Source organism: Pseudomonas sp. AC016 (genome assembly GCF_979253365.1).
The window spans coordinates 5,832,097-5,852,601 of sequence record NZ_CEEDCC010000001.1; the positions used below are offsets into that span (position 1 = coordinate 5,832,097).

Consider the following 20,505-nt stretch of genomic DNA (forward strand, 5'->3'; position numbering starts at 1 on the left):
GCGCGCGGATTCGATCTGTGTATTGTAGGATCATCGCCCGTATCAAATTTCAGGACCGTATGAACACCCTCCAGGAACCTCCGAGTCGTTTTCCTTCTGCAGCATCAGGCTGGCCCTTCATCTGCATCCCATGCGGTATAAAGCCTAATTCAAGCCTTGCTTCATCCCCTTTCTTGCGTATTGCTTCTGCCCAAGTCTATTCAGCCTGTCTGGATGCATCCCTGCATTCGGCGCTGAATCTCCGTGCGCAGCTCAACGCATCAGGCGCTCCCGCCCACTATTCTGTTCAGAAGGCTGAATAACTCCCATGGAATGGATTGCTGACCCCACCGCCTGGCTTGGCCTGCTGACTCTGATCATTCTGGAACTGGTACTGGGTATCGATAACCTGGTGTTCATTGCCATCCTGGCCGACAAGCTTCCGCCCGCTCAGCGCGACAAGGCACGCGTGATCGGTCTGTCGCTGGCGTTGATTATGCGCCTTGGCCTGCTGGCCAGTATTTCCTGGATGGTGACGCTGACCGAACCCCTGTTCGAAATATTCGGCAAGACGTTCTCCGGCCGTGACCTGATCATGCTGTTCGGTGGTGTATTCCTGCTGTTCAAGGCCACCATGGAACTGCACGAACGACTCGAAGGGCACGTCAGCCAGAAGGCCGGGAATGCCGGATACGCGCTGTTCTGGCCTATCGTCGCGCAGATCGTGGTGCTTGATGCGGTGTTCTCGCTCGACGCGGTGATTACTGCGGTGGGCATGGTCGAGCACCTGTCGGTGATGATGATTGCTGTGATCTTCTCCATCGGCCTGATGATGATCGCCAGCAAGCCGCTGACCAAGTTCGTCAACAGTCGCCCGACCGTCATCATGCTGTGTCTGGGCTTCCTGATGATGATCGGCTTCAGCCTGACCGCTGAAGGCCTGGGCTTCCACATTCCGAAAGGCTATCTGTATGCGGCCATCGGTTTCTCGATCCTGATCGAGGTCTTCAACCAGATCGCCCGCAAGCGCAGCAAGAAGTCCGCTCATGGTCATCTTCCACGTCGCGAACGTGCTGCCCATGCGGTCATGCGTCTTTTGGGTGGTCGCCGGCTGGAGTCGGGTGATGTCGACGAAGAAATAATCGAAATGATGGAAGGCGAAAGCACCGAGCCGGTTTTCGACCGCCGCGAGCGGGTGATGATCAGCGGTGTACTGCAATTGGCAGAGCGTCCGATCCGTACCGTCATGACGCCGCGCGCCGAGATCGATTACATCGACCTGAGCGAAGACGCCGACAAGATCCGTCTGAAACTGATGCATTCATCCTATTCGCGCCTGCCGTTGATCGGCGAGGGCGGTATTGATGAACCTTTGGGCTTCGTTCACAAGAAGGAACTGCTCAAGGAGCTTCTGTCCGGTAACGAGCCTGACCTGAAGCTGCTGTCACGCAAGGCCATCAACCTGCTCGACAACTTCACGATCCTCAATGCACTGGAGCAGATGCGCAAGGAATCGACCCATATCGCGTTCGTGGTCAACGAGTTCGGTGATTTCATCGGTGTGCTGAGCATGACCGACATTCTGGAATCCATCGCCGGCCAGTTGCCTGATGCCAGCGAAGTGGAAGGGCCGGATATCGTGGCGCAGGGCGATGACTTCATCGTCTCGGGCGCGTTGAACCTGAGCCTGATCCGCGAGCGGACCGGCTTCCAGGCCAAGGCCACCAACGATTACCAGACGCTGGCCGGATTGGTCATGAGCCTGCTGGACCGTCTGCCTACCTTGGGCGACAGCCTCCACTGGCAGGGTTGGGACCTCAAAGTGGTCGGTGTTGAAGAGCGCCGCGTCACCCGTGTGCTGCTGCAGCGCCAAACCGAAATGGGGGCTGGCAAATAGCGATATGAAACGTGAGTGAGAAACGGGCCGAAAGGCCCGTTTTTCTTGGCGTTGCGGTTGGTCGTCCGGTCGCAACGAAGGCTTTTCGAGCGTGGTCTATTCTGCGTCAACCACGTGGCTTCACCGTGCAGTCAGCCACTTCATAGCGGAGACTGCCATGACTGCTGCCTTCATCTTCAACCCCAACCTGACCTACGACGTCATCTCCAGCCGCAAACGCTACCCGGTGTGGCGCATTCGCGAACGCAAGGTCTACGCCTACCTCGAACATGATCCGCGACGCGACTGGAGTGGCGAAATAGGCACGCTTAGCCTGGGGACCCCGCAACGGCTGGTCGACCATGACGGGCAGACCATCGCCTACATCGTGGGGACCGAAGTGCGGGACACCAAGGGGCACCGATTCTCGCTGAGCGAGGTCAAGGAATGAGTCGCCAGGCACAATGCAGATTCAAGGGATAAAAAGCTGAGGGATGCAGGGAAGATGGCTCCCTTCAAGGTCGCAACCGGACCTGAGGTGAGGGAGCCTGCACCAGCTTATTTGCGGCGGGGGCGTGACACGACAGACTCGATATTCTTGCGACCGATCAGCAGGGTCCGCGCAGGCTCCTGAACTTCAGGGGCATCGCCTAGCCACTTGAACATCACCAGACAATCCACCAGCCCCAGGTGGGCATGCCGATAAGCCTTGGGCAGGCGACCCACTGTCTCAAAACCGAGCTTGTGCCACAGCGCGACCGCCACTTCATTGGTGGCAACCACTGAATTGAACTGCATGGCCAGAAAGCCGCTGTCGCGAGCCAACTGCTGCGAGTGCTCACACATCAACCGCGCCACCCCACGACCTCGTGCTGCGTCCGTCACCATATAGCCACAGTTGCAGACATGACTGCCCGGACCTGCCGCATTCGCCTTCAGGTAATAACTGCCCAACACCTTGCCATCCTCTTCCGCAATCAGCGTGTGCTGTGGCAGCTTGAGCCACAAGTCACGAGCCTGCTCGAACGTCAGCGCCGGGTCATAGGCGTAGGTTTCCCGGGCTTGAACGACTGAGTGAAAGGTCGGCCAGAAGTGGTCGAAATCGTCTGGGGTCATGGGGCGGATGTGGATCATTGGAGGCCTTTGGTAAACGTATTTCGTGGGCTTGGTGCGACGGATAGCACCTTATTCGTTGGGTGGGGAGGGTGCAAGTACCTGATTAACAAGGTAACTGTAAATAGTATGATGGTATTTTTAGAGCTTTGAAAAGGTTCCTCGGTGGATCGAATTTTGCTTGCCTAATCTGGATGTATCTAGCAGTGTTTTCAGGAACTAAATCTATATGAAATGATGATGTCTGCTAAATGGGTCGGACGAACAAAATCATAAAGATTACTGGAGAGTGAAATTTTGCTGTGCTAGATTTGAGAAAAATATTGCAGGGAAAGCAAAATGAAAGGGAACGTTCTAGGCGATATCCGTGCGGAGCATGACGCCATGTTAGAGGCGTCTTTTTGGCAGACTTCAGATTACAAAGCCTTATTAGAATCGCACGATAGATCAATCGTAGTGGGGCGTCGTGGGACCGGAAAAAGCGCGCTTGTCCATATGCTTTCGAAACACTGGCATAGCAAACCTAAAACTCATACCCTTACGATCACTCCTGTTGAAGAACAAATAATAGGATTGAGAGATGTCGTCACTTTGTTTGGTGATAACTATCTTCATATCAAGGCGGGGAGTAAGCTAGCTTGGCGTTACGCTATATATATGGAGATTTTGTACGAAATAAATAGTCATTATAAACTGCAAGGGCATCTAACCAGTCCTGTGGCGTTAAAGCACTTGAGTACATGGGGCGTAAAACGTCAAAACATCAGTGGGAAGATAAGAAAAAAACTGATCGCAATATTAGAAGCTACTAAAGATCAAGCTCCAGCGACTAGAATCTCTGACTTGTCAGACGCGTTTGAGCTTGATGAGTTAGAGGATGCGATCGCAGAGTCGCTAGAAAAAAACAAATATCAATTTGTAATTTTTGCCGACAGGCTTGATGAAGGTTATACGCCAGACAATTTAGGTGTTGCCATCGTTGATGGCTTTATTCAATCAATTATCGATATAAAGCATGTGTTAAAGAATAAAGTCATTGCTTTTGCATTTGTAAGAGATAATATTCATCGCGCAATATCAAAAATGGATCCGGATTTTACAAGAAACATTGAAGGGCAGGTATTGCGTCTGCATTGGGATGAATACAACCTTTTTAACCTGGTATGTAATAGAGTTCGCTCCGCATTTGATTCAAAAATTGAAAACAATACTAGGCTCTGGAATGCTTATACTGCTAACACTTTGCAGTCTAGTACTGGATTTCGAGAGGCTCTAAAGCTTACGCTTTATCGACCTAGGGATATATTAGTATTGCTGAATGATGCTTTTCTTCGGGCGTTCGTTCAAGATCGCGATAAAATAATAATGGAAGATATAAATGCTACGGCAAATACAATATCTCAAAATCGGTTGAATGATTTGCTTAAAGAGTATGAGACTGTTTTTCCTGCGTTGGATCTTTTTGTTTCTCTGTTTTCAAATAAAAAGCCGGATTACCAGGTTTCAGAGGCTGCGGAGATTATAAATAAGGCAATCGCTTCGCCGTTGCTTACTACTAAAGTTAAGGCGCAAGATATACTTCTTCTGGAGGGGGCGATACAGGTTATTCAGCGATTGTATAGTATAGGGTTTCTAGGGTTATACAATTCACAGTCATCGTCATATGTTTTTTGTCATGATGGTAAGGAGCCTGAACGAGATTTTTCGGAGAGTTCAAAGATACTAATACATCCTTGCTACTGGCTTGCCTTAAGTGTGCAAGAATTTGATATTGGTAGTCGGGCTGCTGAGGATATTCATGATGAGTATGATATCGAAGTAAGCTCCGTATCTGAAGAACAACGTAAGCAGAGGATTGGATCTCTTTTAAAAGATCTTAGTGAGATTCCAGAAGGAAAGGAGGGCGCTGTTGACTTCGAAGCGTGGGCTTTGAAAGCAGTTAGGATATTGTTCGCAACAAACCTAGCTAATATTGAGCTGCATCCTAATAAAAATGGTCTTCAGCAACGTGACATCGTGGCTACCAACCTTGCGGATTCTGGGGTTTGGTCAAGAATACTTACAGATTACCAAACTCGGCAGGTTGTTTTTGAGGTTAAGAATTATCGCGATCTAACTGCTTCCGACTATAGGCAGGTTAATGGCTATCTTTACAAAGAATACGGTAGGCTCGCGTTCATAATTAATCGGGATTTTAATGATAATCTTGAGAAGCATAGAGGGCTTTGTTGGGTTAAGGAAATATATGATAACCACAATAAGATAATAATAAAAATATCCCATAAATTTCTTGAGCGGCATCTTTCGAAAATGAGGAGTTTGCAAAAGCATGATGAGGCCAATAAACAACTAAGTAAGTTGATAGATCTTTATATCAGAACGTATTTGACTAATAAGGCTAGGTAGTGACCACGTCTTAAGGTGTGGGCAATATGTGTTTGACTTGCTGGTTTTTGTCGTGGTTGTATCATAAGTGGAAATGGCTGGTTTTTTAATAATTCGCATTAGATGATTAATTGGGTGCGCTTTTTAGCGTATTTTTTATGCAGCTTCTTGAAAGCATATTGCTATCATAATGGAGGTGTTTATATGCGATCTTTGATCTGTATGAGGCTCTCATTTGGCAGGTTTTTAGAATTATAGATTTTTGAGGCATTAAATTTAATGTTTTGGTTTTATGCAGGGTTATATGCTTAAATAAAGCCATTGTGAATGGCCCTTACCGGCGTGTTAGTTTCTAAGGAAGTACAATGTCAATCGTTAAGGAACCGCGCAAGCTTTACCGAATAATGGATTTTACAAAGGTCGTCAAGATTTTTGAGAGTAAAACTCTATATTTTGCTAATCCCCGTGTATGGGATGATCCTTACGAACAAATGTTGAAACATCCCATGGATCATGCGATTTTCGCGCAATGTTGGGGGCGTGTCAGTATATCGGATGCAATGTGGCGCATTTACTCTGGAAACGGTATGGGTGTTAGGATTTCCACCACACCTACTAAACTGCGTGAGACTATCAGGAGTTCAACGGGTAAACTCGGCTTGAAATACAGATTGAAGCCTGTCGACTACAAAACGAAATTGATCTTGGGGAAAGAGGCTAGAAAAATCGAGGCGGATCTCAAAGAGTGTTATACCGTCGCTAGAGCGGTAGATATGCTTTATATGAAAAGAGATTCTTTTAGACATGAGACTGAATGGCGCGCAACTCTTTATTCTGTTTCAGAAAATCGCGAAATACCTAAGTCGGGATTAACTATCCCCGTAGATCCCCACTTTTTGATTGATGATATTTTGCTGGATCCTCGCGCTCCTGAGGAGCTCATAGAAGCTTTCAAGTTTTATTTTGAAAAAAAACTTAAGTTTCAGGGTAATGTTGCGCGCTCTGCCTTATATAAGATACCTAGGATTATCACTGTGGGTGGCGAAGAGATAACCGCAGAAATGTTATAGCGGAAAGAGCTTAATAGCTTGCTATTGAGCATAGATTTAATTTATTGCCTGAAGCGATATGTTCTATTATTTTGCTCTCGGTTTGATGGGGGCGTCTATACACACGTAAAAGTCCCGCGATGGCTACTCTTCGCCGGCTGACATTACATAATCAGCATAAGGTGCGCTCATGCACAGCCTGGACTGGCTCATCGACCACATGGAACACAGCGACATGATGGCGCTGTGGCTGCATCGGCAGTTCAACTATGAATTCGCGCAGCAATCGCTGGCCGACTGGGAGGAAGAGTTTGCCGAGGGGCAGTACAACAATGAGTGGAAATGTCTCATCGCGATCGAGGACGGGCAGTTGCTGGGTGGCGCAGCGTTTGCCGATAACGATCTATCTGACCGACCAGAGCTCGGACCTTGGCTAGCGTGCGTGTTCGTCAGATCGGAAGCTCGGGGTAGGGGACTTGCAGCTGAGTTGATCGAAAGCATTTGCAGCCATGCCAAACGGAGTGGCGTAGACCGGTTGTGCCTGCACACGCACGATCAGCAAGCGTATTACGCCAAGCGTGGCTGGCATTTGCAGGAACGCTTTGATGCCTGGGGTATGGCGCAGTGGCTGATGTTTCGCGATCTGTAAAAGCCGAAGCATCCGAAGCATCTGAAGTCGCCTAATCGAGTAATCTCATCAGCTGCGGCTCCAGCGAAGACCCCTGCACATCGAGCAACGCCAAGGTCACCGGCAGTTTGAAACGACGCCGTCCCGCACTGCCGGGGTTGATGTACAACCGCTCCCCGCGCCATTCAATAAGCGGCTTGTGCGAATGCCCGGTGACTACGATCCGTGTGCGCTCATTAAGCAGCGCCGGCACATCGGCAATATCGTGTACCAGCAATACCTGCCAGCCGCTTAGTTCGAAAATCAGGTGATCGGCAATCTCGCTCGCCCAGGGCGAATCCACGTCGTTGTTGCCACGCACAATGTGCAGCGGCGCGATGGCCTCGAGTTGCTCGACGATCTCCGCGCTGCCAATGTCTCCGGCGTGGATGATCTGCTCGCAGCCTTGGAGGGCGTCGACCGCTTCCGGGCGGAGCAAACCGTGGGTGTCGGAAATGATGCCGATTTTCATGAGGTCCTCGCAGCGATGTTGAGTGGGTTATGACCGTGAGAATTGATCGGTGTGCCTGCTGGAGTTTGGATCTTGAAGAAAATAGGCTCGGTGCCACGGAACGCTGATGCTGCGAGTTGCGTCTGAGACGAGTTTGAGTTTCCCCGCACGTATTAACCGATTAAAGGAATGACCCTTCGTATGACGGAACAGATGATTTATGGCGTCGAAGACGAGAGCGCCGACTTCAAGGCTGCGGTAGCCAGTGCTCATCGTACGTTCAAGTTCCTCTGGAGAGAGCTGTCGTGGGAGCAACGGCGCATCGTCAAGGCGCTGGACATGGCGGCGGTCAAGATATCGTTTGCGACCGACTCGACTGACCCGGACGGCCCTTCGGTCGAGAACATGTGGGTGACCGATATCGGATTCGACGGCCACACACTTACGGGTGTGTTGATGAATGAGCCTCGCTGGGTCAGCCGACTGAGTGCGGGCGATCCGGTGTCGGTGCCGCTGGCGCACTTGAACGACTGGATGTACGTGTGTGGTGGTCAGGTCTATGGCGGCTTCACGATTGATGCGCTGAGAGCTGGCATGTCAACCGAAGAAAGGGCAGAGCATGATCAGGCGTGGGGGCTGGATTTTGGCGAGGCAGGGCGGGTCGCTCTGGTTCCTCCGGCCAATGGCAAGGCGCCGGTGCTGTTCACCCGCACGCTGAATGGCCGTGCAGACGGTAAGGCTCTGGACACGCTGGAGCGCACCGAGCATCCGATGGCGTTGAACATTCAGAGCACAGTAGAGCAGGGCCTTCGCGACGATCCTTCTTTGATGTCTGACTACGACGATGGCGGATGGCAGTTGTTGCATCGCGAGGCGCTCGCCGGAAACTGCAACTTTGTCATCACGCTGCTTTACATGGGCGCAGATGCTTCAGCGCTCAACAGCCAGGGTGAAAGCGCCTTGATGCTGGCCAGACGTGCAGGATGGCCAAGGCTCGTCGAGTTACTGGAAAGTGAAAGCCCGGACCTGCAACGGGCGATGCAGTATTCCGGTTTCTCGCTGTGGCCGATTGGGCTGGGGATGGTCGCGGCGGCGTTGGGTGGTCTGTATTTTGTGGCCTTCAAGCCGTTGATGGATGTCTGGGCTGGCTTCCGTGCGGAGGCTCCGAACAAGTGGCTGTTCACGGTGCTGTTCATGCTGCTCGGGTATGGGCTGGTGTCCTGCACCGGTCCCTGGTATTTCCGACTCCGGGAGCGTACCCCGATGTGGGGCAAATCCCGTGCGATGGACGTGATTGCTCTGATGGGATGGCTTGCACTCGGTTTTGTTCTTCAAGAGACGTTGGCCGATTATCTGAGCAGACGCTGAACCCCGGTGTATCGCTTGGCAAAACTTATAAATACTGGGTGTTGCGCACGACTCATCAAAAGCGTACCGTAAGGTTCACTTATGAAGAGGGTCGCATCATGTTAGCCACTTCGAAAACGCGTCTGCTTCACGAGCCGATCAAACCTGTCATCGGCACCCGGATTCTCAATACCAAAGAGGAGCTGCTGAGCGGCGAGCTTGCGGACGAGATTCGCGGTTTGCTGGAGCAGCGGGGCGTGCTGGTTTTTCCGCGAGTCGGTTTCAGTGATGCCGAGCAGATCGCGTTCACTCGCACGCTGGGCACGTTTTCGGCGGAAGCCAGCGACGGTCAGAACGTCACCAAAATTACGCTGGATGCCAAGGTGAACCCGGCGGGTGCCGAGTATCTGAAGGGTTCGCTGTATTGGCACATCGACGGCACCAGCAGTGATGTGCCCATCCTGGCCTCGCTTCTGTCCTGCAAGGTGACGGCGACCTGGGGTGGCAATACCGGGTTTTGCAATACGTATGCGGCTTATGAGGCGCTGTCTTCGGCGGACAAGCTGCGCTATGCCGGCATGCGTGTCGTGCACGCGCCCTGGTCGTCGCTGTTTTACTACAATCCCGAGCCGAGTCTGGCGACGCTCAAGGTCATGCAGGCCATTGGCGAAAAAGAACTGCCGCTGGTGTGGAAGCATCGCTCAGGTCGTAAGTCGCTGATTCTGGGCTGCACGGCGCAGCAGGTGGCGGGCGTCAGCCGGGCCGAGAGCGCACGGATTCTGGTCGAACTGCGTGAGTGGGCGACGGGTGATTCGTTCAGCTACAGCCACGAATGGCAGGTGGGTGATCTGGTGATCTGGGACAACACGGGCACCATGCATCGTGCCGAGGCGTATGACCCGGAATGCGGGCGTTTGATGCATCGCACCAAGCTGCAAGGCGAGGAACCGTTTGAATGAGCCCCGACTGTGATGTTGTTCGAAAATAGACTCATGTGTACATTTACGCATTGACTCACACCATGCGTTCACATGTTCGCGACATTCGGGCGCTTATGCTCGGCCAGTCATTGGTGTAACGAGCCGTTATCAGTCGGCTGGAGGAAAGACCTATGTGCGGATCCATGCGCGGTACCAAGGAACCCATCGCGGGTGTGTTCGTGTTGCTGTTGCTGGCTGCAGGAGGCTGGGCGGCGCAAGAGCCGTTTCCCCACTTTGGCAGCGATATCACGCCTGATTCGCAGGTGAATGAAAAGGTCCGTACACAGCCAGTTCAGTCACGTCAGCTGCCACCGGACGACCTGCGTCGTTTCAGCAATGCCGGGGCCGCGTCTGACTATGTCCACACCATTGCGGGTGCCCGCTGCTTGCCGAGCTCTGTCGCTAAGGTCTGAACAGATGGGCATGACCTGCCCGATACAGTGATGATTCGCTGAACGTATCGTTTGCCAGCACGCGTCCTACCAGTATCAGTGCGGTGCGCCGGAACCCCTTGGCCTGCACCTTTTCTTCGATGTCCGCCAACGTGCCCTGTACCCAGTCCTGATCCGGCCAGCTGGCGCGATGCACCACGGCAATCGGGCAGTCCGCGCCGTAATGCGGTATGAGCTCTTCGATGATCCGGTGCAGATTGTTGACCCCCAGATGAATCGCCATCGTGGCCCGATGCTGAGCAAGGCTGGCCAATTCTTCGCCGGGCGGCATTGAGGTCTTGTCGGCGTAGCGGGTCAGGATCACGCTTTGCGAGATGTCCGGCAGGGTGAGTTCTGTGCCGAGCAACGCCGCGCAGGCCGCCGTTGCCGTAACGCCGGGGATGATTTCAAAGGGAATGCCCAGCTCGCGCAAATGACGGATCTGCTCGCCGATGGCGCCATACAGGCTTGGATCACCCGAATGCACGCGTGCCACGTCCTGGCCTTGCGCATGAGCGGTCTTGATCAGTTCGATGATCTGTTCCAGGTGCAGCTCGGCGCTGTTGACCACCTGCATAGCCTGATTGCCCTCAAGTACCGCGATGGGCACCAGCGAGCCTGCGTAGATGATGACCGGGCAAGTGCGAATCAGGCGCTGGCCCTTGACGGTGATCAGCTCCGGGTCGCCGGGGCCTGCACCGATGAAAAAAACGGTCAAGGGAATCTCCTGAAATGACTCATTGTCGGAATTATCCGCCGGTTGCGGGGCTGGTTGCCAAGGCAAATGTAGCGTGGGTGCTTTTCTGGCGTTCGATCACCAGTCCGGCAGTGCCATCACCCAATTGCGCCGCAAGGGCCAGCGCCGAACCTTCGGCGACGCCGTGGCAGCCGGTGTGTTGCAGCACATTCGCCGAGCGATGGGTGAGGTGAAGATCCCAGTACACCAGTTGCGCCGCGTTGAAGAACACCAGTGGCACGGCCAGTTGTCGCGCCAGCGCCAGCAGGCCGGGCTCTTCGCTTTTCAGGTCGATGGAGGCCAGCGCGGTAATGTCGCTTATGTCGAGTCCATGCGCGCTGAGGTGGCACTCCAGCAGTTCATGCAACTGAAGGGCAGAGCAGCCGCGCCGACACCCCAGGCCCGCGACGATGACAGAAGCGGGCAGGGCGTTCGTCTGCTCAGGCCGGGTACGGTTCGGCATGCTGCAGATCGGCGTTGTTGCGGCGGAACAGCCAGGCGCTGATCAGGCCCAATGCTACCCAGAACACGGCATTGGTCAGCAGCGAAGCGATGATGAACTGCGATTCGAGTGCTTCAGGCGCGAGACTCTCATGAACCAGCGGCTGCGGTGCGCCGATCACATGAGGCGCAACCAGAATGGCAACGCCCAGCACTTTGAGCAGCAGGTTCTGACCGAAGATCAGCAGCGCGAGGCCAGCAGCGGTAGAGGCTGCGGTGCCAATCCACCAGAACTGACGCTGACCGAGTTCGGCCGCTGCGGTGCCCGGCAGTTCCGGTGGCAGGCCCAGGGTTGGGGCCAGCACGAAGACGGCGAAACCGGCCAGTCCCCATCCGGCGCCCTGAAGCGGACTGCCCGGTGCGCGCAAGGTGTAAAGCCCGGCAAGCATCAGTGCGAAACCAACCGCGACCACCAGATTGCCGCCGGTGGTGGATAGCACGCGCTGCCAGCCGTTTTCCGGCTCCCAGGCGGCTTTATCATGTTCATGACTGTGCTCGGCCACAACGCCGCCAGCCTGTTCATGCTCGTGTTCGGCAGGTGCGTTTTCGTAAGTCTCGGCCTGTTGGATCAACGGGACGACCCAGAAGCTTTGCAACAAGGTCAGTAGCAGCGCTGCGAGCAGGCCGGTGAAGCCTGCGGTGGAGGCGATTCGCTTGAACATTGTGTTGTCCTCAATGACAAGGGAAGGCAGCGCTGTGACGGGTGTCGTGTGCCGCGTTGTGCACGGCGGCGATGTGCGAGAACCCTGCAAAGTACACCAGGCACGCGCCCAGCAGTACGGCGCTGATGGCGGCGGTGAGACGTTGCGTGCGGGTGGAGCTTGCTGCGGCCGAATGGCTGCTGCTGATGGTCGTCATGGCGTTCCCTCTGGAGACGTTGGGCAAAAGCGGGCCATGCGCAAAGATACCCGCTGACGAACGTCAGAGGTTTCAACGGCGCCCGCCCACCGCGGGTGTGTCATTTGCAAACGTAGCGGGCCGGTCTCCGGGCTCGCGAGGGGACGTGACAGCACTGTCCGTCCTTCGAAGTCACCTTCCCATGCCTGAGCACAGTGGATCTGACTTCCTCTCGCTTACCGTTGCGGGGGCAGCACCGGACTTGCTCAACGATCTGAGCGCACCGGTTTCCCGTTTCACCCCGTGAGGGGCACCCGTAACAAGGCGCACAGGAGACCACGCGTCGCGGGGGATCGTCAATCTCAGCGATTGACCTGCCAGCGGTCACTGCGTAGCCTTGCCGGTTCGAGGTTCTTCGCTTGCTGCCCAGTGCGCAAGCGCAGCTAAGACGGGAATGCGGTCGATGCCGCAGCTGCCCCCGCAACTGTAAACGGTCATGTTCATCGCACAGCCACTGCCCCGGCGGGAAGGCGCGATGAGCGCGCGTTGGCAAGGCCCGAAAGCCTGCAATGCGCTGCCGTAAGCCAGGAGACCTGCCTCGAACCGGGCCAAGGCCTGCGAATTCTCACTACAACCGGGCGGGGTGATCCGGTGGCGATCTGATCCGCGTGCGTGGCACGCGGCTCTCGTCCTGTTTGCCCGCCGCATTGCCACAAGGGCATCTGATGAAAACACTGGCCAAGCTTCCCGTCACCATCGTCACCGGCTTCCTGGGCTCGGGCAAGACCACCCTGTTGCGGCACATGCTCGATAACGCCGAAGGGCGTCGCATTGCCGTGATCGTCAACGAATTCGGCGAGCTGGGCATCGACGGCGAAATCCTCAAGCAGTGCACCATCGGCTGTACCGAAGAGGAAGCCAACGGTCGTGTCTACGAACTGGCCAACGGCTGCCTGTGCTGCACCGTTCAGGAAGAGTTCTTCCCGGTGATGCGTGAGCTGGTCGCCCGTCGTGGCGATCTGGATCACATCCTGATCGAAACCAGCGGCCTGGCGCTGCCAAAGCCTCTGGTTCAGGCTTTCCAGTGGCCGGAAATCCGTAACGCCTGCACGGTCGACGCGGTCATCACTGTCGTCGACAGCCCGGCGGTACTGGCGGGCACTTTTGCGGCCTTCCCGGATCAGGTCGATGCCCAGCGCAAGCTTGATCCGAACCTGGACCACGAGTCGCCGCTGCACGAGCTGTTCGCCGATCAACTGGCCAGCGCCGATCTGGTCATCCTCAACAAGGCCGACATGATCGACGTTGACGGTCTGGCCAAGGTTCGCGCCGAAGTCGCCGAAGAGTTGCCGCCTGCCGTCAAGGTGATCGAGGCCAGCAGTGGCCGCCTGCCGATCAGCGTCTTGCTGGGTGTCGGTGCCGAATCCGAAGTCCACATCGACGGTCGCAAGACGCACCATGACCATCACGACGGTGAAGACGATGATCACGATCACGACGCCTTCGATTCTATTTCCATCAAACTGCCACAGGCCGATGAAGCGGCGCTGCTCAACGCGCTGACCCAACTGGTTGTGCAGCACGGCATCCTGCGCGTCAAGGGTTTTGCTGCGATTCCCGGCAAGCCGATGCGCCTGCTGATTCAGGGCGTGGGCACGCGTTTCGACAAGCATTTCGACCGTGCCTGGCGCGCCCACGAAGAGCGCATGACCCATCTGGTGCTGATCGGCCAGGAGCTGGACGCTGCTGCGCTGGAAGCTCAACTCAACGCCGCGATCGCAGGCTGACCCATGCACCTGCTGAGAACCCAGCCCGGCGGTTTCGTACCCGACGACAGCATCGCTGATCTGGGGCAGACCCCCGCCGATCTGGTGATTCTCTGCAGTGGCGATTCGAGTCTGGCGCTGCTCGCCGAAGCCGCCCGGCAGTTGCCGGAGGATTATCCCAGTCTGCGTCTGGCCAACCCGATGCAGGTGCAGAATCACGCCTCGGTCGATCTGTATGTCGATGAGGTACTGCGCCACGCCAAAGTGATTTTGCTTTCCCTGCACGGCGGCATTGGCTACTGGCGTTACGGCGTCGAGCGGCTGATGGAGCTGGCTGCGCAGGGCGTCACGGTGATTATGGTGCCGGGGTGTGACCGGCACGATCCGGAATTGATCGACCTGAGCACCGTTGCGGCGACCGACTGCAACCGCCTGTGGCAATTTCTGCGTCAGGGCGGTCTACAGAATGCGTTGGACCTTTATAGCTGCATCGCCAGCACCTGGCTTTCGCGCGACTATTCATGGGCCGAACCCCAGCCACTGCCACGCACCGCTATTTATCATCCGAAGCGGGCAACTGCCGGATTGGCGGACTGGCGGGCTGACTGGCGCAACGATCAGCCTGTTGCAGCGCTGCTGTTCTATCGTTCGCACCTGCAGGCCGCCAACACCGGGTTCATCGATGAGTTTTGCGAGCGACTGCAGGCGCAGGGCCTCAACCCTTTGCCGATCGCCGTCGCCAGCCTAAAGGAGGCTGGCTGCTTCACGCAGGTAGAAGACTGGCTGGATGAGGCCGGAGTCGAACTGATCCTCAATACCACCGGCTTTGCTCAATCGAGCCCTGAAACGCCGCATTTGCGACCGTTTCGGCGCGATGTACCGGTGATCCAGGCCATCTGTGCGCAAGACAACGAGCCTGCCTGGAGTGCCAGTGCGCAAGGCCTGGGTGCGCGCGATCTGGCGATGCACATCGCGTTGCCGGAGCTGGACGGACGCATCATCAGTAGGCCGATCAGCTTCAAGGATCTGGCATGGCGCAGCGAGCGCAGTCAGTCCGATGTGGTCTGCTATCGGGCGCATCCTGAGCGCATGGACTTCGTTGCCCAGCTGGCACGACGCTGGATTCTGCTGGCGCGCCTGCCCAATGCCGACAAGCGTGTGGCGCTGATTCTCGCCAACTACCCGACCCGCGATGGCCGAATCGGCAACGGCGTCGGGCTGGACACGCCCGCCGCCGCGCTGAATATCCTGCGCGCCATGCAGGCCGAGGGTTATCCGCTGGCCGGGCTACCCGACAGCGGCACTGAACTGATCAAGCAATTGCTTGGCGGCGTGACCAATGATCTGGACAGCGTCGATCAGCGCCCGTGTCAGCAGAGCATGGCGCTGGAAGAATACCTGGACGCGTTCAATGCGCTGCCGCAAGCCAATCGTGACGCGGTGAACGCCCGTTGGGGCGCGCCGGACGCCGACCCAATGTTCCGCAGCGGCCGGATGATGATCGCAGGCATACGCTATGGTTTGACCTTCGTCGGCATTCAGCCGGCACGCGGCTATCAGGTCGATCCAAGCGCGGTCTACCACGACCCGGATCTGGTTCCTCCGCACGGCTACCTCGCCTTCTACTTCTGGCTGCGCAAGGCCTACGGCGCGCACGCGGTGGTGCATGTCGGCAAGCACGGTAACCTGGAGTGGCTGCCCGGCAAGGGCGTAGGCCTGTCCGAGAACTGCTGGCCGGACGCTGTGCTGGGCCCGATGCCGAACATCTATCCGTTCATCGTCAACGACCCGGGCGAGGGCGCACAGGCCAAGCGTCGCACGCAGGCCGTGATCATCGACCACTTGATGCCGCCGCTGACTCGCGCCGAAACCTACGGCCCGTTGCGCAATCTGGAACTGCTGGCGGACGAATATTACGAAGCACAGTTGCTGGACCCGCGTCGCGCCCGCGAGCTGCAGCGCGACATTCTGAATCTGGTCCGCGAAACCCGGATCGACCGGGAACTGGCGCTGGATGAAGCGACCGACAGCGATGCCGATGCGGCGATCTGGCTGCCGCGTCTGGATACCTATCTGTGTGATTTGAAGGAATCGCAGATCCGCGATGGGCTGCATATCTTTGGTCAGTCGCCTGAAGGCCGCTTGCGCACCGACACGCTGCTGGCTTTGTTGCGTATTCCCCGTGGCGATGGCCGCGGAGCCCAGTCGAGCCTGTTGCGGGCGCTGAGCAAGGCCTTTGAGCTGGGCTTCGATCCGCTGGATTGCGAGCTTGCCGAGTCCTGGCAAGGTCCGCGACCAGCCGAATTGTTGGCGCTGAGTGCCGACCCGTGGCGCACGGCTGGCGACGCGCGTGAGCGTCTTGAGCTGTACGCGGCCGCCCTTATCGAGCGCATCACCGACGGTCAGGATGTGACGGATTTGCCGGAGCACGCCGATCTCGCTCTGATTCTCGACAGCCTGCGGGAAGTCGTCGCCCCACGCCTCGACGCCTGTGGCCCCGGTGAAATGCAGGGCATGCTGGATGCGCTGAGTGGCCGCTTCGTGCCTGCCGGGCCCAGCGGCGCGCCCAGTCGCGGGCGGCTGGATGTATTGCCGACCGGGCGCAATTTCTTCAGCGTCGACGTGCGTAACCTGCCGACCACCACCGCGTGGCGGATCGGTTTCCAGTCGGCCAACCTGCTGCTGGAGCGCCATCTTCAGGATCACGGCGATCACTTGCGGCAGTTGGGCCTTTCGGTCTGGGGTACGGCGACCATGCGCACTGGCGGCGACGACATTGCGCAAGCCATGGCGCTGATGGGCGTGCGTCCGGTCTGGGCGACGGGCAGCCAGCGCGTCGATGATTTCGAGATTCTGCCGGTCAGCCTGCTGGATCGTCCGCGTGTGGACGTGACGCTGAGGGTATCGGGGTTCTTCCGCGATGCCTTCGCCAACCTGATTCGTCTGTTCGACGCGGCCGTGCAGGCTGTTGCGGCGCTGGACGAGCCGGATGATCTGAACCCGATCGCCGCCCGGGTACGTGAAGAACGAGCGAGTTTCATCGTTGAAGGTATGAGCGAGGACGAAGCGGCACGTCAGGCTGGGTGGCGGATCTTCGGTGCCAAGCCCGGCGCTTATGGCGCGGGCGTACAGGGCGCCATCGATGGGCGCTTGTGGCAAAGCCGCGAGGATCTGGCCGAGGTTTATCTGAATTGGGGCGGTTATGCCTATGGCGGCTCCGACGAGGGTACGCCCGCCCGGCAGCGCTTCGCTCAGCGCCTGTCTCAGGTGCAGGCCGTGGTACAGAATCAGGACAACCGCGAGCACGATCTGCTCGATTCCAACGATTACTACCAGTTTCAGGGTGGCATGCTGGCCGCCGCCGAAACCCTCAGCGGCGTGAAAACGGCCAGTTATCACGGCGATCACAGCCAGCCGGATCTTCCAAAAATTCGTACGTTGAAGGAAGAACTGAACCGCGTGATCCGCTCGCGGGCGGCCAATCCGAAGTGGATCGACGGCGTCAAACGTCACGGCTATAAAGGCGCGTTCGAAATGGCTGCGACGGTGGACTTCCTGTTCGCCTTCGATGCGACGACCGAGCTGATCGATGATCACCAGTACGCACTGTTGGCCGATGCCTATCTGCTTGATCCGTCGACCCGAGAATTCATCGAGCAGCACAACCCCGATGCCCTGCGTGACATGACCGAGCGCATGCTCGAAGCGCAACAGCGCGGCCTCTGGCAGGAGCCGGGCGATTATCAGCAAGCCCTGGAAGACCTGCTGCTGGATATAGAAGAGAAGTGATGACCTTGTCTGACTCAAGCCTTGCCAATACGCCACATTTTCCACTGGCCGCCGTCGTGGGCGCCGATGACCTGAAGCTGGCGCTGTGCCTGACCGCGATTGATCCGCGCATCGGTGGCGTCTTGATCGAAGGTCCGCGAGGCATGGCCAAATCGACCCTGGCGCGCGGACTGGCGGATATGCTCGCCAGCGGGCAGTTCGTGACCCTGCCATTGGGCGCGACCGAAGAACGGCTGGTCGGCACGCTGGACCTGGATGCCGCGCTGTCCGAAAGCCGTGCGCGTTTCTCGCCCGGCGTACTGGCCAAGGCTGACGGCGGCGTGCTGTATGTCGATGAGGTTAATCTGCTGGCCGATCATCTGGTCGATCTGCTGCTGGATGTCGCTGCCAGCGGCGTCAACCTGGTGGAGCGTGATGGCATTTCCCATCGTCATGCCGCCCGTTTCGTGTTGATCGGCACCATGAATCCGGAAGAGGGCGAACTGCGTCCGCAACTGCTGGACCGTTTCGGCCTCAACGTCGCTCTGAGCGGACAGACGCTGCCTGCCGAACGCAGCCAGATCATCCGCAGACGTCTGGATTTCGATGCCGATCCGCATGCGTTCGGCGCTCAGTGGCAACCCGAGCAGGATGCATTGAAACAGCGTTGCGAGCAGGCCCGTTCGCGGCTGGCAGGCATCGAACTGGATGACGCGTCGCTGGCATTGATCACCGAACGCTGTTTCGCAGCAGGCGTTGACGGCATGCGTGCCGATCTGGTCTGGCTGCGCGCCGCACGGGCACATGCGGCCTGGCGCGGCGTCGCGCAGATTGAAGAGCAGGACATTGATGCCGTTGCCGAGTTTGCACTGCGCCACCGCCGTCGCGAACAGTCGCCGCCTCCACCACAATCGCAGTCGCCTGAAACGCCGCCTTCCGGCTCATCACAAAAGCAGGATGACGTGGGCGGGCAGGGCAGTTGGGGTGAGCTGCCGGCCCAGGCAGTACCCACCGGCTCACGCCGCGAAGTGCCGAACTGGCCAAAAAAGCCTTAGGCATCCGCCCCAAGCGCTCCAAGGGGGCGGATGCCGTGCCCCGGCCGGGTCGACTTGCTTTGGGCAGAACCGGCGCATTACGAGCAGGTTTGGACGGGCCGGTGCAATGGCTGCCGACCCTGATGAAAGGTCGTCCGAAAAAGGCCGGCGATCTGGTTCGCCAGCCGCGTAGCAGTCGCCCCAGTGAGCTGTTGTTGGTAATTGTCGATGCGTCTGCGTCGACGAAGCGGCATCACGCGCTCAGCCAGGCCAAGGGCGTGTTGTCACAGGTATTTGACGATGCCTATCGCAGCCGCACCCGTCTGGCCTTGCTCACGGCCAGTGGCCACGCGCCGAGCTGGCAGCATCATGGTTTAAAAGCATCGTCGGCGCTGAGTCCGTGGCTGAGTGCGCTGGGGGCAGGGGGCGGAACGCCACTGCCGCAAGCTCTGGAAGAGGCCCGGCTCTGGCTGACGAAACGCAGCAAGCGCTATCCGTCTGAACAGCAGCGGGTGCTTGTACTGACCGATGGCAGGATCAAGCAACTGCCTGCGCTGCTGGCCTTCGAGTGCGCGAGTCTGTTGATCGATATGGAAAAAGGCCCGATCCGGCTGGGAAGAGCGCGGGAACTGGCGCGCGGCCTGGGGGCGGAGTATCGGCATATTGATGAGCTTGGCTCAGTCGACTGACGTTCAGAATTGACTCAAGTGAAGCGCTCTGCTCACTGAGTCAGTGTCATTTGTGGCGCGGAGCGTCATGGGGCGTATACCCATGAGGAGCACTCATCGTTATACACAAGTCATCTGGCTATCCGGTGAGACAGCGGAGCGGCCCTGCCGTGCTTTTTTGCGCGATAGTGCGGACACCGCTGATTGCGACGTGGGTGAAGGCTGAGTCCTGGCGCTGATTCGGGGGGCAATCGGCATGGATGCCGATTGAGCTGCACTGTGCCATGGATGGCCCATTTGCAGCGACCCCCGAATCAGTGTAAGGACGAAGGAACCCCGGCGAAGCCGGGGCCGGAACCGGAGCGAAGGACTTTGGCTACTTTGGTCCCTCAAAGTAGCGCGCCGTAAGGGCGCAAAGGTGACCTGAGCCATGCGCTCGGCTCACTGAGTCCGCAATCTGTGCCATTTGTGACGCGGAGCGTCACGGGAGGCATGCCCACGCGGAGCGATGGGCACGATCAGTGTCGAGGCAGACTTGTGCATAGCGATGAGCGCAGAGCGGTGGGCACGGTCATTGTCGAGCGCAGTTCGATAGGCCCGCTCAAGCAGCGACTCAGGCTGGCATGGTCCAGGGCTTGAGGTCGTACCCTTCGTTACTGATTTCAGCGCGAGCCTGCTCCAGGGCGCTGGCCAACTGCTGCTTGTCCGAGTAGGTGCTGCTCGGAATCTGCTTGCGGCCAATGCGAGTACTGGTGCGGTCAATAACGGTCAGGCTCAGTTCGCCGTTCCCGTCCTGTGGTGCCCAGGCAACACACTGGAAGGGTTCAAAAGCGTGTCCAGCGATCAGAAGTGCATCGTTGAAGCGCAGTGGGGCGTTCATGGTCAATTCCTCAAAGTGCCCATATCAATTCAGTCAC

19 protein-coding genes and 2 riboswitches are annotated in these 20,505 nt (G+C 57.2%); of the genes, 12 read left to right on the forward strand and 7 right to left on the reverse strand.

The window, feature by feature from the left end; all coding sequences use genetic code 11:
• Positions 1–307 precede the first annotated feature (307 nt).
• Together AC0IXS_RS26280 and AC0IXS_RS26285 are read left to right on the forward strand one after the other, a co-directional pair.
• Entirely contained in the window at positions 308–1,876 is a 1,569-nt protein-coding gene (locus tag AC0IXS_RS26280) for a TerC family protein (protein ID WP_057408993.1), read from the forward strand.
• Between the two features lie 157 nt (positions 1,877–2,033).
• Positions 2,034–2,306 carry a hypothetical protein gene (locus AC0IXS_RS26285; RefSeq protein ID WP_004886613.1) on the forward strand — a complete coding sequence of 91 codons (273 nt, stop codon included), beginning with the start codon at positions 2,034–2,036 and terminating at the stop codon, positions 2,304–2,306.
• Between the two features lie 107 nt (positions 2,307–2,413).
• On the opposite strand, the gene AC0IXS_RS26290 is transcribed toward AC0IXS_RS26285, so the two are convergent.
• Positions 2,414–2,989, reverse strand: a complete 576-nt coding sequence (locus tag AC0IXS_RS26290) for a GNAT family N-acetyltransferase (protein WP_057408994.1) — start codon at positions 2,987–2,989, stop codon at positions 2,414–2,416.
• 318 nt (positions 2,990–3,307) lie between these two features.
• Between AC0IXS_RS26290 and AC0IXS_RS26295 the strand changes: the two genes are divergently transcribed.
• The 3 genes from AC0IXS_RS26295 (at position 3,308) to AC0IXS_RS26305 (ending at position 7,051) form a co-directional block, all read left to right on the forward strand.
• On the forward strand, positions 3,308–5,374 hold the full coding sequence (locus tag AC0IXS_RS26295) for a P-loop ATPase, Sll1717 family (RefSeq protein ID WP_471826088.1): 2,067 nt from the start codon (positions 3,308–3,310) through the stop codon (positions 5,372–5,374).
• Between the two features lie 344 nt (positions 5,375–5,718).
• Complete coding sequence (locus tag AC0IXS_RS26300; protein WP_471826090.1) at positions 5,719–6,423, forward strand: DUF2971 domain-containing protein; 705 nt, start codon at positions 5,719–5,721, stop codon at positions 6,421–6,423.
• A gap of 169 nt (positions 6,424–6,592) precedes the next feature.
• Positions 6,593–7,051, forward strand: coding sequence for a GNAT family N-acetyltransferase (locus AC0IXS_RS26305; protein WP_471826092.1), 459 nt, complete (start codon positions 6,593–6,595; stop codon positions 7,049–7,051).
• Positions 7,052–7,082: 31 nt separating this feature from the next.
• Here the strand turns inward: AC0IXS_RS26305 and AC0IXS_RS26310 are convergent, their stop codons facing one another.
• Positions 7,083–7,541, reverse strand: coding sequence for a metallophosphoesterase family protein (locus tag AC0IXS_RS26310; protein WP_057409009.1), 459 nt, complete (start codon positions 7,539–7,541; stop codon positions 7,083–7,085).
• A gap of 180 nt (positions 7,542–7,721) precedes the next feature.
• Between AC0IXS_RS26310 and AC0IXS_RS26315 the strand changes: the two genes are divergently transcribed.
• The 3 genes from AC0IXS_RS26315 to AC0IXS_RS26325 all read left to right on the forward strand — a co-directional run bounded on the left by AC0IXS_RS26315 (position 7,722) and on the right by AC0IXS_RS26325 (position 10,260).
• Positions 7,722–8,888 carry a DUF2314 domain-containing protein gene (locus AC0IXS_RS26315; RefSeq protein WP_122668221.1) on the forward strand — a complete coding sequence of 389 codons (1,167 nt, stop codon included), beginning with the start codon at positions 7,722–7,724 and terminating at the stop codon, positions 8,886–8,888.
• 98 nt (positions 8,889–8,986) lie between these two features.
• Complete coding sequence (locus AC0IXS_RS26320; RefSeq protein ID WP_471826095.1) at positions 8,987–9,826, forward strand: TauD/TfdA dioxygenase family protein; 840 nt, start codon at positions 8,987–8,989, stop codon at positions 9,824–9,826.
• A gap of 164 nt (positions 9,827–9,990) precedes the next feature.
• Positions 9,991–10,260 carry a hypothetical protein gene (locus AC0IXS_RS26325; protein ID WP_122668223.1) on the forward strand — a complete coding sequence of 90 codons (270 nt, stop codon included), beginning with the start codon at positions 9,991–9,993 and terminating at the stop codon, positions 10,258–10,260.
• Here AC0IXS_RS26325 and cobM read toward each other — a convergent pair.
• Genes cobM through AC0IXS_RS26345 form a run of 4 tightly spaced genes read right to left on the reverse strand, consistent with a single transcriptional unit; the run spans position 10,250 to position 12,373 of the window.
• Positions 10,250–10,996 carry a precorrin-4 C(11)-methyltransferase gene (gene cobM / locus AC0IXS_RS26330; RefSeq protein WP_122668224.1) on the reverse strand — a complete coding sequence of 249 codons (747 nt, stop codon included), beginning with the start codon at positions 10,994–10,996 and terminating at the stop codon, positions 10,250–10,252. The genes AC0IXS_RS26325 and cobM overlap by 11 nt on opposite strands.
• 31 nt (positions 10,997–11,027) lie before the next feature.
• The gene (locus AC0IXS_RS26335) at positions 11,028–11,477 is read right to left on the reverse strand and encodes a cobalamin biosynthesis protein (RefSeq protein ID WP_122668225.1); all 450 of its coding nucleotides are present in this window, start codon (positions 11,475–11,477) and stop codon (positions 11,028–11,030) included.
• Positions 11,455–12,177: a CbtA family protein gene (locus AC0IXS_RS26340; RefSeq protein ID WP_122668226.1), complete on the reverse strand. Its 723-nt coding sequence runs from the start codon at positions 12,175–12,177 to the stop codon at positions 11,455–11,457. Before AC0IXS_RS26340 ends, AC0IXS_RS26335 begins: the two co-directional genes overlap by 23 nt.
• A gap of 10 nt (positions 12,178–12,187) precedes the next feature.
• Positions 12,188–12,373 (reverse strand): CbtB domain-containing protein, encoded by a 186-nt coding sequence (locus AC0IXS_RS26345; RefSeq protein ID WP_057409015.1) that lies wholly within the window; start codon positions 12,371–12,373, stop codon positions 12,188–12,190.
• A gap of 101 nt (positions 12,374–12,474) precedes the next feature.
• Positions 12,475–12,685, reverse strand: a riboswitch (cobalamin riboswitch).
• A gap of 58 nt (positions 12,686–12,743) precedes the next feature.
• A riboswitch (cobalamin riboswitch) is annotated at positions 12,744–12,967 on the forward strand.
• Between the two features lie 110 nt (positions 12,968–13,077).
• On the opposite strand from AC0IXS_RS26345, the gene cobW reads away from it, so the two are divergent.
• From cobW to AC0IXS_RS26365, 4 genes are all read left to right on the forward strand, one after another.
• A complete protein-coding gene (gene cobW, locus AC0IXS_RS26350; RefSeq protein WP_057409016.1) occupies positions 13,078–14,139 on the forward strand; it encodes a cobalamin biosynthesis protein CobW in 1,062 nt (353 codons plus the stop codon).
• Between the two features lie 3 nt (positions 14,140–14,142).
• Positions 14,143–17,907, forward strand: a complete 3,765-nt coding sequence (gene cobN / locus AC0IXS_RS26355; RefSeq protein ID WP_122668227.1) for a cobaltochelatase subunit CobN — start codon at positions 14,143–14,145, stop codon at positions 17,905–17,907.
• Complete coding sequence (locus tag AC0IXS_RS26360) at positions 17,907–18,941, forward strand: magnesium chelatase ATPase subunit I (protein ID WP_057407995.1); 1,035 nt, start codon at positions 17,907–17,909, stop codon at positions 18,939–18,941. Before cobN ends, AC0IXS_RS26360 begins: the two co-directional genes overlap by 1 nt.
• Before the next feature lie 122 nt (positions 18,942–19,063).
• Positions 19,064–19,609 carry a vWA domain-containing protein gene (locus AC0IXS_RS26365; RefSeq protein WP_235806215.1) on the forward strand — a complete coding sequence of 182 codons (546 nt, stop codon included), beginning with the start codon at positions 19,064–19,066 and terminating at the stop codon, positions 19,607–19,609.
• A 592-nt stretch (positions 19,610–20,201) separates the two neighbouring features.
• On the opposite strand, the gene AC0IXS_RS26370 is transcribed toward AC0IXS_RS26365, so the two are convergent.
• Positions 20,202–20,468, reverse strand: a complete 267-nt coding sequence (locus tag AC0IXS_RS26370) for a hypothetical protein (RefSeq protein ID WP_004879734.1) — start codon at positions 20,466–20,468, stop codon at positions 20,202–20,204.
• Positions 20,469–20,505 lie beyond the last annotated feature (37 nt).

Bases quoted from the DNA above. Each gene is read 5' to 3' on its own strand.
- AC0IXS_RS26280 (WP_057408993.1), top strand. From the start codon at position 308: ATGGAATGGATTGCTGACCCCACCGCCTGGCTTGGCCTGCTGACTCTG.
- AC0IXS_RS26285 (WP_004886613.1), top strand. From the start codon at position 2,034: ATGACTGCTGCCTTCATCTTCAACCCCAACCTGACCTACGACGTCATC.
- AC0IXS_RS26290 (WP_057408994.1), bottom strand. From the start codon at position 2,989: ATGATCCACATCCGCCCCATGACCCCAGACGATTTCGACCACTTCTGG.
- AC0IXS_RS26295 (WP_471826088.1), top strand. From the start codon at position 3,308: ATGAAAGGGAACGTTCTAGGCGATATCCGTGCGGAGCATGACGCCATG.
- AC0IXS_RS26300 (WP_471826090.1), top strand. From the start codon at position 5,719: ATGTCAATCGTTAAGGAACCGCGCAAGCTTTACCGAATAATGGATTTT.
- AC0IXS_RS26305 (WP_471826092.1), top strand. From the start codon at position 6,593: ATGCACAGCCTGGACTGGCTCATCGACCACATGGAACACAGCGACATG.
- AC0IXS_RS26310 (WP_057409009.1), bottom strand. From the start codon at position 7,541: ATGAAAATCGGCATCATTTCCGACACCCACGGTTTGCTCCGCCCGGAA.
- AC0IXS_RS26315 (WP_122668221.1), top strand. From the start codon at position 7,722: ATGACGGAACAGATGATTTATGGCGTCGAAGACGAGAGCGCCGACTTC.
- AC0IXS_RS26320 (WP_471826095.1), top strand. From the start codon at position 8,987: ATGTTAGCCACTTCGAAAACGCGTCTGCTTCACGAGCCGATCAAACCT.
- AC0IXS_RS26325 (WP_122668223.1), top strand. From the start codon at position 9,991: ATGCGCGGTACCAAGGAACCCATCGCGGGTGTGTTCGTGTTGCTGTTG.
- AC0IXS_RS26335 (WP_122668225.1), bottom strand. From the start codon at position 11,477: ATGCCGAACCGTACCCGGCCTGAGCAGACGAACGCCCTGCCCGCTTCT.
- AC0IXS_RS26340 (WP_122668226.1), bottom strand. From the start codon at position 12,177: ATGTTCAAGCGAATCGCCTCCACCGCAGGCTTCACCGGCCTGCTCGCA.
- AC0IXS_RS26345 (WP_057409015.1), bottom strand. From the start codon at position 12,373: ATGACGACCATCAGCAGCAGCCATTCGGCCGCAGCAAGCTCCACCCGC.
- cobW (WP_057409016.1), top strand. From the start codon at position 13,078: ATGAAAACACTGGCCAAGCTTCCCGTCACCATCGTCACCGGCTTCCTG.
- cobN (WP_122668227.1), top strand. From the start codon at position 14,143: ATGCACCTGCTGAGAACCCAGCCCGGCGGTTTCGTACCCGACGACAGC.
- AC0IXS_RS26360 (WP_057407995.1), top strand. From the start codon at position 17,907: ATGACCTTGTCTGACTCAAGCCTTGCCAATACGCCACATTTTCCACTG.
- AC0IXS_RS26365 (WP_235806215.1), top strand. From the start codon at position 19,064: ATGAAAGGTCGTCCGAAAAAGGCCGGCGATCTGGTTCGCCAGCCGCGT.
- AC0IXS_RS26370 (WP_004879734.1), bottom strand. From the start codon at position 20,468: ATGAACGCCCCACTGCGCTTCAACGATGCACTTCTGATCGCTGGACAC.